This is a genomic window from Marinobacter sp. BW6 (assembly GCF_008107725.1).
Classification (GTDB): Bacteria; Pseudomonadota; Gammaproteobacteria; order Pseudomonadales; family Oleiphilaceae; genus Marinobacter.
In genome coordinates this window covers 1,424,108-1,441,309 of sequence record NZ_VIRN01000064.1, presented here as the reverse complement: position 1 = coordinate 1,441,309, position 17,202 = coordinate 1,424,108, and the positions used below count along the sequence as shown (strand labels likewise).

The following is a 17,202-nucleotide window of genomic DNA, read 5'->3' as shown; positions in this document are numbered from 1 at the left end:
TTCGTTCAAACTACGTTTTCTCTTGTATTCCAGATGCAAAAAGCCGCCTGAAGCTTCCCCCAGACGGCGTTATTTATCTCATTTCAACATTACAACGCGTAGAACAGCATCGGCACAAAGGCAACAAACACCAATGTCGGGCCCATAACGGCCAGAGGCAGCAGCAGGCGTTCATAGCGATGCCAGAACGAACCGGTGCGCTCTGCCGCCAGCACTTCCGTCTCGCCCACAACCTGACGAGTAAGGAGGTGGTTCAATGCCACTGGCGGGCTCAGATAGCCAAGCTCGAACGCCACCAGGCAGACAATCCAGAAATGCAGCGGATCAATACCCAACTGGATCGCTGGCTGAGCAATGGTGGCCGACACCAGGATTACCGCGCCGAACGGGTCCATAACCATGCCAATTACCGTGAGCATGACCACAATCACCAACATGGCGATCCAGGGACTGGTAAGGTCCTCCGGGAAGAGTGCATGAACGATATCGGAGCGCTCCAGGATTCCCCCAAGACAGATCGAAAACCCGATAAGCGCAAGCAGAGCTCCGATATGCACTGCCGAATCGCTGGCAGCGGCGGAGCTTCGGCTCCAGAATGCCTGAGAGCGGGTCTGGCCCTGCTCCTCACTGCTCCGGCCGGAATCCAGCAGCAGCAGCGCCAGCATGACCAGTGGCAGGATCAACGGGGCGCTGTACTCATTGAACTTCAAGCCGAGAACAACCCAGATGGACAGGATAACCAGAGCCGCCACCGCCACATAAGGCAGCAGGGCTCGGCTTTCCAGGAGCGCAGCGCGGAATGCGCCCGGCGCCGGACGGGGCTTCCAATTTCCCTGGGTCTTGCAGACAATCAGAGAAAACAGCGTTGCCGACATAATGAATACCCAGAAGCCCCAGCTGTACATCTCTGTGGTCGTGACTTCTTTATTAAGAGCCGCCACGACAACAATAAGCAGGCATGGGTTTAGGACCACCCCGAGGCTTCCCGACATGGCAGTCGTTGCCAGGGAAAGCTGGCGCCCAGCACCAGCGCGGCGCAGCTCATCATAGACAACACCGCCTACGGCCAGGATGAAAATACCGGATGCGCCGGTAAACGCGGTTGGAAACGCGGTTGCGAAGATGATCACCGAAGCCAACATCGGCGCTGGCAGATTGAAAGGTTTAATGAGATTCAGCAGAAGCTCAGGAATCCGGGTCTGCTTCAGCATCATACCCACCAACACATACAGGCCGATGTTGATGAACATGGACGACAGGTTGGACATCATTCCGAAATAGATAGCCAGCCCCGAGGCGTAACCGTCTACCAGGAAGAAGTAGCTCATGGCGATCAGGCCCATGGCGCAATACAGCGGAATCACCAGGCCAGAAGATGCGGAAAGACCGCCGGGGCGAATCCGTTCCGGAACATTCAGGAACCGGACGGCATTAATCACCATGAACAGGCCGAAGACCCCACCCCAGGCATACTGCAGACTCATGGTGTCTTCCGAACCCGGCGACGTGGCCAGTTTCCCAAGATAGGCGTTCAGCGACAGCAGCATCAGGCCATTAACCACAAACTGCACACCCTGGCTCAACCGCCATTCGGCACGGTTTCGAGGCAGGCGAAGTGCAATATGGTCGGTATCCAGTGCAGCGATCGCCGCAGCCATCGCAAACATCGCGATGAACAGGTACTTGGTAAGCCCAATGTTCTCGAGCAGGAAATTCGCAAGACCCTGCTCTACGGTCTTGAAGGCCCCGAGAGCTGGCGTGGCGTGGGCAAGGTTCTGCTCATAGACATCGTATTGCTGCTGGCAGAGTTCCAGATTGCTCTGGAGGGATTTGCGAATGGCTTCCGGATTAGGCGGTGAACTGAACAGGTCATCCGGATCCGGCTTGTAATTGGCTACCCGCCGGGCCACCTCGGAATCAATATCCATCTCCAGCTGACACGACGGCTCCGCGGCATCCGGATTCAGCAAATAGTAGTTTGGCCACGTTTGTTCGCCGACCCAAAGCAGTCGGGAATGCAGCGAATTGCCCATCCCCAATAGCAATGTAAACATCAGCAAGAGCAGCAGAACGGCCCCATACATCCGATGTACGGGGTAGAGAGTCCTTGCAGCCGGAGCGGTGATTGCTCGCCAGTTCATGAGGGTTCCGCCCTGTTATTCGCGGTTGGCCGCAGTACACTCGGCAGCAGCGGGGTTACTTGCACAGCGGATCTTGCTGAGCAGCCCCATCATCTTCGGGTGATACACATCCGGCGCGCCGTTCAGGCCATCGCGCATCTCGATGCGGTTCTCCCGGAACATTTCCTGGTAGCCACGGATGTCTTTCTCAGGAATGCGTACCCATTTTTCTTCGGGAATGGCCGCTTCCTGACCTTCAATCAGCCCCATGGCTTGCGGGAACATATTCCAGGCGACTTCCCGGGCTTTCTGGCCGGTATCGTCATCCAGGACGTCATCACGGGCGACAATCTGAAGTGTTAGCTGTGCCAGCGGATAGTCCACCACACCACCGTTCTCACCGATGCCCTTGTAGAGTTCCAGAGCTTCGTAAGCAAAGGCTGGCGCATAGGCAGTATCCACCGAACCGTTGTTGAACTTGCCGGCGAAATTGGTGATGTCGGACGGCACCACCGTGGCCTTGACGAAGTTCACCATGTGGATCGCGTCTTTCTGATAGTCGAGGGTCGCCATCCGCTTGCCCGCCAACTCACCGGCGGTATCAATACTGCGGTCATTTACAAACAGATAGCCGGCACCCACCGGAATGATCCCGAGCACTTCGTACCCGTTATCCTTCATCAATGGCGCTGCTTTCGGCTGTGCCAGCGTCGCCAACAGGGTTTTCAGGTTGTCGTAGGTGGGCAGCGCTCCCACGGCGCTGATGCTGCCCGTGAACTTGTTGAATGGACGAATCCGGATATCCGTGGCGGCAACCGCATCGCATTGCCCGGCGTTAAAATCACCAATCGCCACGCCCTCGTCGGTGTAAGGTTTCAGCTGGAAATCCACGCCGTGACCTTTCATTTCCAGAGCATAGTCTTTGACGAAATTGTAGAAGTCTCCGTTCGCACCGATGACATCGAACACACACATGGATACAGACTGCGCTGATGCAAAGGGGGCGGCGGCTACGAGGGCCATGGCAGTCAGGGATTTGCGGATCATAACGACCTCCGGGTCATTCTTGTGTTTGTCAGTTTTCAGAGGATGTCGGCAACCTGCTTTAAAGCAGGTCGTCCAGATTCATGGTTTCAACATTTTCGGTTTGCCGCTTCGGGCTCATCTTGCCGAAGAAGGATTGCGGCGTCCGATAGCCGTAGTTGGCAGTCCAGTGCTTGTCGGAAGAGAAGCGAACGACTCCGGCTGCGACCTCATCCACCAGGCGGTAATCATCCCAGACCTCAATCGTTGCATCGGCCTCGGCGAAACTGGCGATGGCTTCAGCAAGCTTTTCCGGTCGGCCAAAGGTTTCGGCGGCGACAGCCTGGAGCGCGTGTGGAACCCGCATGCCTTTTTCAACGCCCAGCTCCCGGCTGTGCTCCAGCACCTGCCAGGGATCCGGCGCCAGCGCCGGACGGGTATCCGGCAACAACAGCCAGACCAGGGCTCGGATGGCATTTGGCATACCGCCCCACTTTTCGTTATCCAGACAGGTGGCGGCACGCTCGGCCTGAGGGGCAATATTTCTGGGCACTCCGGCCATGGCGCCGGAATTGGCATCGTTCACGATGGCCTGCATGCCAGTCAGCAAGCCGAGCAGGAAGGTTATTTCATCCTGCTCGGTGAACAGGAAGGGACATTCAAGAGGGTCAGCGCCGGGATCGAACTCATAGGCGGCCATCGCTCGCTGAAAAGACGCATACCGGCGTTTCGCGGTCAGCGCATTCAACCGCTTCGCAACTTCCCTGGCGTCTTTGGCCGCTTCAACGTCTCCTTCATAATCCGCTCTGAGGTAGGCAAGCTCAGCTTCCCAGGCCTCGTACTCTGCACAGTTGCCTGCCAGAAGCATCAGTAAGGAGCCGGTAGTGTCAGGCGCATCGGTAACCCGCGAGAAGGAATAAAGCAGCGGATCCACGCCCTCACCCAGCGCACAGGCCATCTGCGCATCGGACATTTGCAATACGTAGGGCGTGGCTTCGCCCTCCGAATAATTGGAGAGTACAACGCCGGTGGTGGTGTAGATGGGATTTGCCGAGCAGCCTGCGAGTACCGCAACCGCCACCAGCGAGAGAACCTTGAAGCGAGCCGCAAAGAGGTGCGGTCTGAGCCTTGCCAGAGAGGAGATCATATTTCACCCTGCATCACGTTGTTTTTGTTTGCCCGATCTGAACTCGGTTTTTATCAACGGGTGCAAGAATGCGGTGAAAACTGTCCTACAAAAATGGCTCGAATGCCGATTTCGTTATGCCGATCGGGCCAATGGCCCGGAGAGAAAAGGGCTTCTCATGGTTTTCTTGATTTAAAACAATGACTTTTGGGAATGCCCTTCCGCTTACAGAGCCATCATCGCCATTACCTGATCGGTCAGGCCATCCAGTGTCAGACCTCCCCGCTCCGGTTTGTACCAGGTTACGGTCCAGCTGAGGGCACCGGTCAACATCCGTCGAACAACGAAAGGATCCGCTTCCAGAGCGCCCTCGCGTTTCAAGGACTCCAGCACATCCAGCCACAGCTTCTCGTAGATGTCCCGAAGCTCCAGCACTTCGCCCTGGGACGGTGCCGACAGACTCCGCCATTCAAATACCAGGACCGCCATGGCCTCACCAGTCTGGCCATTGATCGACTCAAGCTCCGCACGGACCAGGCCTCGCAGTTTCTGCCTGTTGGTATCGGCAGCCTCCAAAGCCGCCTGCATAAGAGCAGTGTTCAGCCGGATAGTTTCGACCATCACCGCTTTCAGAATCTCTTCCTTGGTCCGGAAATGGTGGAACAGGCTACCGGACTGAATACCCACAGCAGCCGCCAGATCACGAACCGTGGTGCGCTCGTAGCCTTTTTCCCGGAACAGCCGGGCGGCCTCAGTGAGCAGGCGGCCGCGGGCACCACTGGGGTCTGACACAAGGTTTTCAGCGATCAGGGACTGGAGGATCTGGTTCTGGCTCACTAAGGCTATCCGGTTGGCATAAGAGGCCTTTAATTCTACCTTAAACTTGCCTGTTTACAAACCAAGCGCTTGCTTGGTATTGTCAGCTTCATCGTGAGACAAAACCGCGATTACCACAGGCATCGAATCGGCAACCATAAACAGGGCACAGGAACATGGCTGAATCCTCCAAAACTGTTCGCATCGGATGCTCCGCCGCTTTCTGGGGCGATACGGAAACCGCCGCCGCGCAACTGGTTCGTCAAGGCAGCATCGACTATCTGGTGGCCGACTATCTGGCAGAAATCACCATGTCCATCATGGCGGGCCAGAAAATGAAGGATCCGACCCAGGGGTATGCGCGGGATTTCGTCCAGACTGTCATGGGCCCCTTGCTTTCAGAGATCAAGGAAAAAGGTATCCGCGTTCTGGCCAACGCCGGCGGCGTAAATCCGGTCGCCTGCCGCGACGCCCTGCAGGCACTCTGCGAGAAGGCAGGTGTGGACATGAAGATTGCTCTGGTGCTGGGCGATGACCTGCTGATGAAGAAGAAAAAGCTGACCGATATGGGTATCAACGAGATGGGTTCCGGCCAGCCGATGCCTCCAATGATGGTCAGCCTGAACGCCTACCTGGGAGCACCAGGTCTTGTTGCGGCCCTGGAACAGGGCGCCGACATTGTTATTACCGGACGGGTCGCCGACAGCGCATTGGTTCTGGCGCCGCTGGTGCACGAATTCGGGTGGGGCTGGGAAGACTATGACAAGCTGGCCCAGGGCAGCCTGGCCGGGCACCTCCTTGAGTGCGGGGCGCAGTCCACCGGCGGTAATTTTACCGACTGGGAAGAGGTTGCCGGTGGCTACGCCAACATGGGCTTCCCGATTGCCGAAGTGAGTGCCGACGGCAGCTTTTTTATCACCAAGCCTGACCATACCGGCGGCCTCGTCAGCCGGGGCACTGTGGCCGAACAGCTGGTTTACGAGATTGGCGATCCCAGAGCCTATCTGCTGCCGGATGTTACCTGCGATTTCACGGGGGTGGAACTGGACGAAACCGGGAACGACCAGGTTCAGGTTCGGGGCGCCCGGGGACTTCCTCCCACGGACAGCTACAAGGTGTCCGGCACCTGGCCGGATGGCTTCAAGTGCACAGTCACCTTTCTTCTGGCCGGCATGAATGCCAAGGCCAAGGCGCAGACCGTGGCCCAGGCCATTCTGGCCAAGACCTCACGCATGTTCAGTGAACGTGGCCTGCCCGATTACAGCGAGACAAGCATCGAGCTTCTGGGCACCGAAACCACCTATGGCGCCCACGGTCGTGGCGACGACTGCCGGGAAGTGGTAGTCAAAATCAGCACGGCCCATTCCAAGAAAGAGGCCCTGGTGCTGTTTTCCCGGGAAATTGCCCAGGCAGCAACCGGCATGGCGCCGGGGATTACCGGAATTGTCGGGGGACGGCCCACGGTGTGGCCGAAAATACGGTTGTATTCCTGCCTGGTGCCGAAAACAGAAGTCGAGGTATCCGTGGATCTGGGGAGCGATCGGCAAGCCGTTGAGGTTGAGACCAGCGGTGGTTTCGACGACAGCGACCTCCAGCCCCAATCGTTCACACACGAGACAGGCGCCACGGATACCACTGTGCCTCTGGTGAAACTTGCCTGGGCCCGGAGTGGCGACAAGGGCGACCATACCAACATTGGCGTGATTGCCCGCAAGCCGGAGTATCTTCCGTTTATCGAAACAGCATTGACGGAAGCGGCCATTGCGGACTGGATGGCCCATACCCTGAACCCGGAAACCGGCCGGGTGACCCGCTGGGCCATGCCCGGGTTGCACGCCATCAATTTCCTGCTGGAGCACAGTCTTGGCGGCGGCGGCGTTGCCAGCCTGCGGATTGATCCCCAGGGGAAGGCGTTTGCGCAGCAGCTACTGGAGTTTCCGGTGCCTGTTCCTTCAAAAATCATCGACTAATAAACCATGGAGCACGCGCTCGGGCCGTTGGCCCCTCCCGGGACACGCTGTGAATACGTCCCTGTACGCTTGATCGCAGCATCCCTGCTGCTCACAGTCCCGGGAGGGGCCAACGGCCCGAGCGCCCGAACATTGGAAAAGGTTTTCGAGATATGAGCTATCAATCTGTTTTTAATCCGGGCCTGTTCAAGGACCAGGTGTTTATTGTTACCGGTGGTGGTTCTGGCATTGGTCGATGTACGGCCCATGAGCTTGCTGCCCTGGGTGCGCGGGTTGCCCTGGTCGGTCGCAAGGTCGAAAAAGTGGAATCCGTAAAAGCAGAGATCATCGAGGACGGCGGCATTGCGTCCGCCCACGTCTGTGATATCCGCGAAGAGGAATCGGTCAAAGCTACGGTGAAGGCGATCATTGCCGAGCACGGAGGCCTGAATGGTTTGGTGAACAATGCCGGCGGGCAGTTTCAGGCACCGTTGACGGGGATCAACCAGAAGGGCTGGGAGACCGTGGTGCGCACCAATCTGACCGGCGGCTTTCTGATGGCACGGGAAGCCTATACCCAGGCGCTGTCCAAAACCGGGGGCGCCATCGTCAATATCGTGGCCGATATGTGGGGCGGCATGCCCGGCATGGGGCATTCGGGCGCGGCGCGAGCCGGGATGGTGAATTTTACCCAGACAGCCGCCGTGGAATGGGGGGCTTCCGGCGTTCGGGTGAACGCGGTCGCTCCGGGCTGGATTGCCTCAAGCGGCATGGACAATTACCCCGAACACATGAAGCAGTGGATCCGCAGTCTTGGCGACAACGTGCCCATCAAGCGAATGGGCACTGAATCCGAAGTCAGCTCTGCCATCTGCTTTTTGCTCAGCCCGGGCGCAGCGTTCATCAGCGGAGATTGTCTCAGGATCGACGGCGGTGCGTCACAAGGAGGCCGAGTCTGGCCGTTGCCGAAAGCCAAGAACAACGAGCCCTACAACGGCTTTCATCGGGCTGTCACCCCGAAAGTTCTGAGCGACGACTGAGGAGCCGAACATGCAGGAACTTGAATCCACCGTAAGCTCCCAGTCCGAAGACTTCCGCACCAACGCCGAAGCCATGGAAGCCCACATCACCACGTTCCGGGACGTTGAGCAGAAGGTCCTGGATCTGGCGGAAGCCGCCCGCGAGAAGTTTATCAAGAGGGGCAAGCTGCTTCCGAGGGACCGCATTAACCGGTTGCTGGATCGGGGAACACCCTTCCTCGAGCTCTGTTCCCTGGCCGGCTACAAAATGCACGACGACAAGGACGGCAGCCAGGCCGGCGGCGGTATCATCGCCGGTATTGGTTATGTCAGCGGCATCCGCTGCCTGGTGGTGGCCAGCAACAGCGCCATCAAAGGCGGCACTATTACGCCAGCCGGCCTGGACAAGACCCTCCGGCTGCAGCAGATCGCCATGGAGAACAAGCTCCCGGTGGTATCCCTGTCTGAAAGCGGCGGCGCCAACCTTAACTACGCGACCGACATTTTTGTACTCGGCGCCCGGGGCTTTGCAAACCAGGCCCGCATGTCGGCTGCTGGAATCCCCCAGGTAACGGTGGTCCACGGCAACGCTACGGCAGGCGGAGCCTATCAGCCTGGCCTGTCCGACTATGTGATCGTGGTTCGCGAGCAGGCCAAGATGTTCCTTGCAGGCCCTCCGCTTCTGAAAGCGGCCACAGGTGAAGTCGCCACCGACGAGGAACTCGGTGGCGCGGAGATGCATGCAACGGTGGCGGGTACAGCCGAGTACCTGGCCGAAAACGATGCCGACGGCATCCGCCAGGCGAGAAACATCCTCGAAGCCCTACCCTGGAACGAGCAACTTCCACCCCGACGCGAGCTTCAATGGGAGGAGCCTCTCTACCCGGCCGAAGAACTGTTGGGCGTGATTCCGGCAGATTCCAAAAAACCCTATGACGTTCGCGAAATCCTTGCCCGTATCGCCGACGGTTCCAAGTTCATGGACTTCAAGAACGAGTTCGATGATCAGACCGTCTGCGGCACCATCCGCATCGAAGGCCATTCGGTCGGCATCATCGGCAACAACGGCCCGATCACCCCGGCGGGCTCCGCCAAGGCCGCGCAGTTCATCCAGCTCTGCGACCAGGCCGGAACACCGCTGCTGTTCCTGCACAACACGACCGGTTTCATGGTGGGCACCCACTCGGAGCAGAACGGCATCATCAAACACGGCTCGAAGATGATCCAGGCCGTGGCCAACTGTCGGGTGCCAAAGGTCGCAATTGTCATCGGCGGTTCCTATGGTGCAGGTAACTACGCCATGTGCGGGCGCGGCCTGGACCCAAGGTTCATCTTCGCCTGGCCTAACAGCCGAACCGCGGTCATGGGCCCGGCCCAGGCCGGCAAGGTGATGCGCATTGTGGCAGAGGACAAGCAACGCCGCGGCGGTATGGAGCCAGATCCGAAGACATTGGATTTCCTGGAGCAGGCGACGGCGAAGAAACTGGAGGAAGGCTCAACGGCGCTGTTTGGAACAGCCCGGCTGTGGGATGACGGACTGATTGATCCGCGGGATACCCGGCGGGTTCTGGCTCTGGTTCTCGATGTTTGCCGGGAAGCCGAGGCTCGGCAGTTGCGACCTAATACGTTTGGGGTGGCCCGCCTGTAGGCTTTCTGGGTTTGGTGGGGCCCGCCTATTGGTCTTCGGAATAAGCTGCAGGAACCGATTGGGCCCCTCTGTCCAAAAAACGCTACGAGCACATCCATGTGCGCTTGGCGCCGGCCATCCTTGGCCGTCGACATTTTTGGACAGAGGGGCCCAACCGATTCTTCAGGATTCGGAGTTAAAGCCTTCAGTGAGAGCGCTTTTCAGAAGTATGCGAGAAACAAACGTAGGTCGGATTAGCCAAAGGCGTAATCCGACAAAAAAAGCCAGGCCACCCCGCCAATCTGTCGGGTTACGCCTTTGGCTAACCCGACCTACAAAAACAACAAAACTGCCAGCAGGCAGCAACCAGTTTGCAGACATAAGCGGCTGTGTGGGATCGGTTTCAGAAAATGTCGGCGGCCATGGATGGCCGACGCCAAGCGCACATGGATGTGCTCGTAGCGGTTTTCTGAAACCGATCCCACACAGCCGCGTCCCAAGCTAACAAACGTGCACCAACACCAAGAAGGCACGGACTCTCTACCAGCAGGAGAACAAAAACGTGAAATTCACAGCCGAACACGAAGCCCTTCGAAAAACCGTCCGCGATTTCGTGGAGAAGGAAATCAATCCCCACTGCGACGAGTGGGAAGCCGCCGGGGAATTCCCGATTCATGAGCTGTTCAAAAAGCTCGGCAACCTGGGAATCCTGGGCATCCAGAAGCCGGAAGAATACGGTGGCATGGGGCTGGATTACAGCTACAACCTGGTAGCGGCTGAAGAACTGGGCATGGCCCATTGTGGTGGTGTTCCGCTTGCCATCGGGGTTCAGACCGATATGTGTACTCCGGCGATTTCCCGGTTTGGATCTGATGAACTGAAACGCAGTTTCCTCGCGCCGGCCATTGCTGGTGATATGGTGGGCTGTATTGGCGTCAGTGAAGTTGGCGCAGGTTCTGATGTGGCAGGAATGAAAACCACTGCCAAGAAAGACGGTGACGACTACATCATCAACGGCTCCAAGATGTGGATCACCAACAGCCCCAAGTCGGACTTCATCTGTCTGCTGGCGAACACCTCGGACGACAAGCCCCACAAGAACAAATCCCTGATCGTGGTGCCCACCAACACACCGGGCATCTCCTTCAGCCCCCACCTGAACAAACTAGGCATGCGCTCCTCGGAAACCGCCCAGATCTTCTTTGACGACGTACGCGTTCCTCAGCGTTACCGCATTGGCGCCGAAGGTACCGGTTTCATGATGCAGATGCTCCAGTTCCAGGAGGAACGCCTCTGGGGTGCGGCCAACGTGATCAAGGCGCTGGAAAACTGCATCACCAAGACCATTGAGTACTGCCGCGAGCGCAAAACCTTCGGCCAGCCGCTGATCGACAATCAGGTCATCCACTTCCGCCTTGCAGAACTGCAAACCGAAGTCGAAGCCCTGCGTGCCCTCACCTACCAGGCCTGTGAACTCCACGTTGAAGGCAAGGATGTGACCCGCCTGGCTTCCATGGCCAAGCTCAAGGCCGGTCGCCTGGGTCGTGAGGTTACCGACAGCTGCCTGCAGTACTGGGGCGGTAATGGTTACATGTGGGACAACCCCATTTCCCGCGCACACCGGGATGTTCGGCTGGTCTCCATTGGCGGTGGTGCCGACGAAATCATGCTCGGGATTATCTGCAAGATGATGGGCACCCTTCCGGGCAAGAAACGCGACTAAGAAACAGACGGTGGAGTGATTTATGGACCAGGTACCGCATTGCGAAACACTGCTTCTGGAAAAACAGGGCCCCACCCTGTTTATCACCATCAACCGACCGGACGCTCGGAACGCCATGAGCCTGGAGATGGTGGCGGAACTGTCCGCGGTATTTACCCAGATCGAAAACGATCTGCATATCCGAGCCGTCGTCATCCGGGGCGCCGGTGGTCATTTTTGTGCCGGCGGTGATATCAAAGACATGGCCGGTGCCCGTGGCCAGAAAGCTGCCGAGGGTGAGGCCGATCCGTTCTATCGCCTGAACCGGGCCTTCGGCCAGATGATCCAACAGGTCAACGAATCCTCGAAAGTTGTTGTCGCGGTCACCGAAGGCGCCGTCATGGGCGGCGGGTTCGGCCTGGCCTGCGTTTCCGACGTCGCCATCGCCGGGCCAACGGCCAAATTCGGCATGCCGGAAACCTCCCTCGGCGTCATTCCCGCCCAGATTGCACCGTTTGTGGTTCAACGAATCGGCCTCACACAGGCCCGACGGCTGGCCCTGCTGGGCTTGAGAATCGATGCGAACGAGGCTTGCCGTCTTGGCATCGTTCACCAGGTGGCATCTTCGGATGATGAACTGGAAGAGATGCTGGCTAGCGCTCTGGATCGTGTTCGTCATTGCGCACCGGTTGCTACCGCTGAAACCAAGGCGTTGCTGCATCGGGTGGGTCATGAGCCGATGAGCGGTTTGCTGGACAGCGCGGCGGAAAAATTTGCGGAAGCCATCCGGGGAAGCGAAGGAACGGAGGGCACCATGGCCTTCATGCAAAAGCGTCCACCAGCCTGGGCAGAATCCAACGACTGAGTTACGGGGGAGCGAGTGGGTGTGGGGTGGCTTTCAGGAAATGTCGGCGGCCAAGGATGGCCGACGCCAAGCGCACAGGGATGTGCTCGTAGCGGTTTCCTGAAAGCCACCCCACAGCCGCTCGCGGACTGGCACCAATAGATGAGACCAGCACCATGTTAAGAAAACTATTAATAGCCAACCGCGGCGAAATCGCAGTCCGGGTGATCCGTACCGCGAAAGCCCTGGGGTACCGCACCGTGGCCGTCTACTCCGAAGCCGACGCCAAAGCCATGCACGTGGAACTGGCCGACGAAGCCGTCTGCATTGGCCCGGCTCAGGTATCCGCCTCCTACCTGAACAGCGACGCCATCCTCGATGCCGCCCGCAAAACCGGCGCCGACTGTGTCCACCCCGGCTACGGTTTCCTCTCCGAAAATGCCGCCTTCTCCAATGCCTGCAAAGATGCCGGCCTGGTCTTCGTTGGCCCGCCAGCCTCGGCCATCGAACTTATGGGCAGCAAACGCCGATCCAAAATCGCCATGCAGGAAGCCGGCGTGCCCGTGGTGCCCGGCTATGAAGGCAACAACGCCAGCGACGACGAACTCATCGCAGCGGCCAAAGACATCGGCTATCCCCTGATGATCAAAGCCTCCGCCGGCGGCGGTGGCCGGGGTATGCGCTTGGTCGAAAGCGACTCCGACCTCGCCGACAACATCAAGCGGGCACGTTCGGAATCAAAACAGGCCTTTGGAGATGACGAACTGATCCTTGAAAAAGCGGTTATTGAACCCCGCCATGTGGAAATCCAGGTGTTCGCCGATCGCCACGGTAACGCGGTGCACCTGGGAGAGCGGGACTGCTCGGTGCAGCGCCGGCACCAGAAAGTGGTCGAAGAAGCGCCCTCCCCCTTCGTGACGCCGGAATTACGCCAGGCCATGGGCGAAGCAGCAGTCAAAGCGGCGCTGGCCTGCAATTACGAAGGTGCCGGCACCGTCGAGTTCCTGGTGGACAAACACCGGAATTTCTATTTCCTGGAAATGAACACCCGACTGCAGGTGGAACACCCGGTCACCGAGCTGATTACCGGCCAGGACCTCGTGGCCTGGCAGCTCACCGTTGCCGAGGGGCTTTCGTTGCCTCTGGCCCAGGACGATATCCGCCTGAACGGCCACGCCATCGAAGTACGGCTTTATGCGGAAGACCCTGCCCAGGGTTTCACGCCCCAGACCGGCCCGCTGTATGCCTTCGAACCCGCCGAGGGGGAAGGCCTTCGATACGATACGGGCGTTCGCTCCGGGGACAGCATCACTCCCCACTACGACCCCATGCTGGCAAAAGTAATTGCCTGGGGCCAGAACCGAGATGAAGCCCGCCGTCGGCTGATCCGCTCGCTTGAGGACACGACCGTGTTCGGTGTGACCACCAACCGCCATTTCCTGAGCCGGATTATCGCAGACGAGACTTTCGGGGCCGGCGGGGCGACCACGGCCTTCCTTCAACAGGCCTTCAAGGACGATCCGTCCCTTCAGCCGCAAAACCTGACCATTCGCCAGCTTGCCCTGGCCGCCTGCGTGCTCGACCATGGCAGTTCAGGCCAGAGCGCCTGGAGCAATGCGCCGGCCACCATGACACCAATCAAGCTGGAAACCGGCGAAACCACCGTTGAGTTACTGGTTACCCGCAGCGGCAACCGGTTGTCTGTCAGTATGGGTGAAACCCAGCATACCCTGGTCCTCGAAAGCCAGCGCGATGGCCTTTTATGCATTATCGACAACGGCGTTCGTCAGACTTGCCAATATCACCGCCAGGGCGATTCTCTATATTTGCAGGCGTTCGGGCAATCCTGGTCGGTGCGGGATGTTACCCACCAGCCTGCGCAGGGTGCTGGTGGTGCCGGCAGCGGCCGAATTCAGGCAACCATGGATGGCGCTATCATTGACGTGTTGGTCGAGACTGGCCAGAGCGTTCGTCAGGGCGATACGCTGGTGATACTGGAAGCCATGAAAATGGAACATCCGGTGAAAGCCGACCGCGACGGTATTGTTGGCGCGGTCCAAGCCAGCAAAGGTGACCAGGTGAAACGAAGCCAGTTGCTGGTTGAGATTACTGCCAACGAGACGGCCGAACAGGAGAGCAACGCATGAGCACATTGCGTAACCGCACCGTTTTTATCACCGGCGCCAGCCGGGGCATTGGCCGGGCCATTGCCCTCGCCTGTGCCCGGCAGGGCGCCAACGTGGTGATTGCTGCCAAATCGGACACACCGCACCCGAAACTGCCCGGCACGATTCATACGGTGGCCGAGGAAGTGTGTGAAGCCGGCGGCCAGGCACTGCCACTGGTCCTGGATGTCCGTGACGAGAAGCAGATTCGCCAGCGTGTCGATGAAGCTGGCGAACATTTCGGCGGCATCGACGCCCTTGTGAACAATGCTGGCGCCATCCGACTGACGGGCGTGGAAAACCTCAAGGTCAGTCGATATGACCTGATGCATCAGGTCAATGCACGGGCGGTGATGGCCTGCAGCCAAGCGGCCCTGCCCTGGCTGAAGGAGTCTGACCAGGCCCATATCCTGAGCCTGTCGCCGCCTCTAAACCTGAATACCCGGTGGTTCGCCCAGTATGGGCCCTACACCACCACAAAATACGCCATGACGATGCTGAGTCTGGGCATGGCCGAGGAATTCAAGCGGTACGGCATTGCGGTTAACACGCTGTGGCCAAAAACGCTGATTGCCACGGCGGCCATCGAATTTGAAGTGGGCGGGCCCCAGATGATGGCCCAGGGCAGGAAGCCTGACATCATGGCCGATGCTGCCGCCAGCATCCTGAACCGGTCGTCGGAAACCATGACCGGCCAGAACCTGATCGACGAGGACCTGCTCAGGCAGGACGGCATTACGGACTTCGATCATTACCGGTATGAGCCGGGCGACAAGCCCCTGATGCCAGATCTGTTTCTGGACTGAGCCCGAGGCATGCGTTGTTTCGGGCTCAACGTCCACACAATAAAAGGGACAAACGGAAAGACCATGAGCCAAGACAACGTATCCGCACTGGACATAGCCCGCAGCCTCCCCGGGATTTTCCGCCGACTGCCGGCCATTACCCGGGGCTTGTACTACTACTCCCTTAAAAACCAGAACCGGGAACTTACCCTCGGCACGCTTATCGAAAACAACGCCCGAAACCTGGGTAACCGGTCAGCCATTCTGTTTGAAGACCGCACGATCACGTGGAGCGAGCTCAATGGCTGGGCCAACCGCATCGCCCGCTACCTTCAAAACCAGGGGCTTGCCAAAGGCGATGCCATCGCGGTATTTCTTGAAAACCGCCCGGAACTGCTCGCCGTGGTAGCCGGTGCCGCCAAACTTGGCGTCGCCTGCGCCATGCTCAACACCTCCCAGAAAGGCAAAGTACTCGAACACAGCATCAACCTGATTGAACCCAAGATGGTGATCGCGGGCGAGGAACTGGTAGACGCCTTCGACGTTATCAAGGCGGAGATCAACACCGACCATCCGCAACCATTCCAGTTTCTGGCGGATACCAACACGTTAAACGCCTTTGGCGATGCGCCAGCCGGCTACACCAACATGGCCCGTGAGGTAAGCACCTTCAACAGTGATGAGCCGGTTCTGAGCGATCCCCCGACGATGGGTGACATCGCCATCTACCTGTTCACCTCCGGCACCACCGGCCTGCCCAAGGCTGCCCCGGGCTCCCACCGGAAATTCATAAAGGCCTATGGCGGGTTCGGCCTGATGTCGCTGGCCATGAAGCCCGAGGACGTTCTTTACTGCACACTCCCCCTTTATCACGGCACCGCACTGCTGGTCTGCTGGGGCTCAGTCCTGGCCGGCGGCTCCGCCATTGCCCTGCGCCGCAAATTCTCCGCCAGCGCCTTCTGGGACGACGTTCGCTATTACCACGCCACCACCTTCGGCTACGTCGGCGAACTCTGCCGCTACCTGCTGAACCAGCCACCCAGCGAACAGGACCGGAACCATAGCCTCACCAAAATGATCGGCAACGGCCTCCGCCCGTCCATCTGGAAGGAATTCAAGGAGCGCTTCGGGATAGAGACAGTCGCAGAGCTCTACGCCTCCAGCGAAGGCAACATCGGCTTCAGCAACTTCTTCAACATGGACAACACCGTGGGCTTTTCCACCGCCCCCTACAAGCTGGTGAAATTCCACGACGGCACACGGGATCCAATTCGTAACGAAAAAGGCTTCATGCAGGAAGTGGCTAAAGGCGAGCCCGGCCTCTTGATCGGCGAGATCACCAAAAAATGGTCGTTCGAGGGCTACACCCAGAAAGAGGCCACGGAAAAATCGATCCTCCGCAACGCTTTCAAGAAGGACGACGCCTGGTTCAACACTGGCGATGTCCTGAAGGAAATCGGGTGCGGCCACCTTCAGTTCGTCGACCGTATGGGCGATACCTTCCGCTGGAAGGGCGAAAACGTCTCAACGACGGAAGTGGAAAACATCATCGACGGCTCGGGGATGGTCGAGGAAGCCATCGTCTACGGCGTCGAGATCCCCGGCACCAACGGCAAGGCCGGCATGGTGACCCTGGTTCCCCACAGCAATGGCCGAGAGTTTGACGTTAATAGGTTGTTCGCCTATCTGCGGGACAATCTGCCGACCTATGCGGTTCCGGTATTCGTACGGGTAACCCACGCCATCGAGAAGACGGGGACGTTCAAGTACCGGAAGGTGGATATCCAGAAGCTCGGCTATTCGCTTCGGGACGGCGAGGAAGTCTACGCCTGGCTGCCCGGGACTGACGGGTATACCTTGCTGACGCGGGAGCTGGTTTCGGAGATTGACTCGGCTTCGGTCCGGTTTTGATGATTGGCCTTTTGTCTGGGCCCTAGCCTTATGGATTAGCGGAGCGGTGAGGATGGCCGGCGCCAAGCGCACATGGATGTGCTCGTAGCGGTTTTTGGGAAGTGCTTCCAACCGG

The 17,202-nt window shown here is 58.7% G+C and carries 12 protein-coding genes; 8 read left to right on the top strand and 4 right to left on the bottom strand.

Annotated features, from left to right (window positions below; translation table 11 throughout):
• Positions 1-89: 89 nt before the first annotated feature.
• The 4 genes from FMN52_RS15290 to FMN52_RS15275 all read right to left on the bottom strand — a co-directional run bounded on the left by FMN52_RS15290 (position 90) and on the right by FMN52_RS15275 (position 5,115).
• Positions 90-2,141: a TRAP transporter large permease subunit gene (locus tag FMN52_RS15290; RefSeq protein WP_148609430.1), complete on the bottom strand. Its 2,052-nt coding sequence runs from the start codon at positions 2,139-2,141 to the stop codon at positions 90-92.
• Positions 2,142-2,156: 15 nt separating this feature from the next.
• Entirely contained in the window at positions 2,157-3,167 is a 1,011-nt protein-coding gene (locus tag FMN52_RS15285) for a putative solute-binding protein (protein WP_148609429.1), read from the bottom strand.
• A 58-nt stretch (positions 3,168-3,225) separates the two neighbouring features.
• Complete coding sequence (locus FMN52_RS15280) at positions 3,226-4,290, bottom strand: hypothetical protein (protein WP_148609428.1); 1,065 nt, start codon at positions 4,288-4,290, stop codon at positions 3,226-3,228.
• A 204-nt stretch (positions 4,291-4,494) separates the two neighbouring features.
• Positions 4,495-5,115 carry a TetR/AcrR family transcriptional regulator gene (locus tag FMN52_RS15275; protein WP_148609427.1) on the bottom strand — a complete coding sequence of 207 codons (621 nt, stop codon included), beginning with the start codon at positions 5,113-5,115 and terminating at the stop codon, positions 4,495-4,497.
• Between the two features lie 146 nt (positions 5,116-5,261).
• Here FMN52_RS15275 and FMN52_RS15270 point away from each other — a divergent pair, with 146 nt between their 5' ends.
• From FMN52_RS15270 to FMN52_RS15235, 8 genes are all read left to right on the top strand, one after another.
• On the top strand, positions 5,262-7,055 hold the full coding sequence (locus FMN52_RS15270; RefSeq protein ID WP_148609426.1) for an acyclic terpene utilization AtuA family protein: 1,794 nt from the start codon (positions 5,262-5,264) through the stop codon (positions 7,053-7,055).
• A gap of 152 nt (positions 7,056-7,207) precedes the next feature.
• Complete coding sequence (locus FMN52_RS15265; protein ID WP_148609425.1) at positions 7,208-8,074, top strand: SDR family oxidoreductase; 867 nt, start codon at positions 7,208-7,210, stop codon at positions 8,072-8,074.
• A gap of 10 nt (positions 8,075-8,084) precedes the next feature.
• Complete coding sequence (locus FMN52_RS15260; RefSeq protein WP_148609424.1) at positions 8,085-9,701, top strand: acyl-CoA carboxylase subunit beta; 1,617 nt, start codon at positions 8,085-8,087, stop codon at positions 9,699-9,701.
• 541 nt (positions 9,702-10,242) lie between these two features.
• The gene (gene atuD / locus FMN52_RS15255) at positions 10,243-11,403 is read left to right on the top strand and encodes a citronellyl-CoA dehydrogenase (protein ID WP_148609423.1); all 1,161 of its coding nucleotides are present in this window, start codon (positions 10,243-10,245) and stop codon (positions 11,401-11,403) included.
• Between the two features lie 22 nt (positions 11,404-11,425).
• The gene (locus FMN52_RS15250; protein WP_148609422.1) at positions 11,426-12,247 is read left to right on the top strand and encodes an enoyl-CoA hydratase-related protein; all 822 of its coding nucleotides are present in this window, start codon (positions 11,426-11,428) and stop codon (positions 12,245-12,247) included.
• A gap of 155 nt (positions 12,248-12,402) precedes the next feature.
• Positions 12,403-14,373, top strand: coding sequence for an acetyl/propionyl/methylcrotonyl-CoA carboxylase subunit alpha (locus tag FMN52_RS15245; protein ID WP_148609421.1), 1,971 nt, complete (start codon positions 12,403-12,405; stop codon positions 14,371-14,373).
• Positions 14,370-15,197 carry an NAD(P)-dependent oxidoreductase gene (locus FMN52_RS15240; protein WP_148609420.1) on the top strand — a complete coding sequence of 276 codons (828 nt, stop codon included), beginning with the start codon at positions 14,370-14,372 and terminating at the stop codon, positions 15,195-15,197. Before FMN52_RS15245 ends, FMN52_RS15240 begins: the two co-directional genes overlap by 4 nt.
• Positions 15,198-15,260: 63 nt before the next feature.
• Positions 15,261-17,087 carry a long-chain-acyl-CoA synthetase gene (locus FMN52_RS15235; RefSeq protein WP_148609419.1) on the top strand — a complete coding sequence of 609 codons (1,827 nt, stop codon included), beginning with the start codon at positions 15,261-15,263 and terminating at the stop codon, positions 17,085-17,087.
• Positions 17,088-17,202 lie beyond the last annotated feature (115 nt).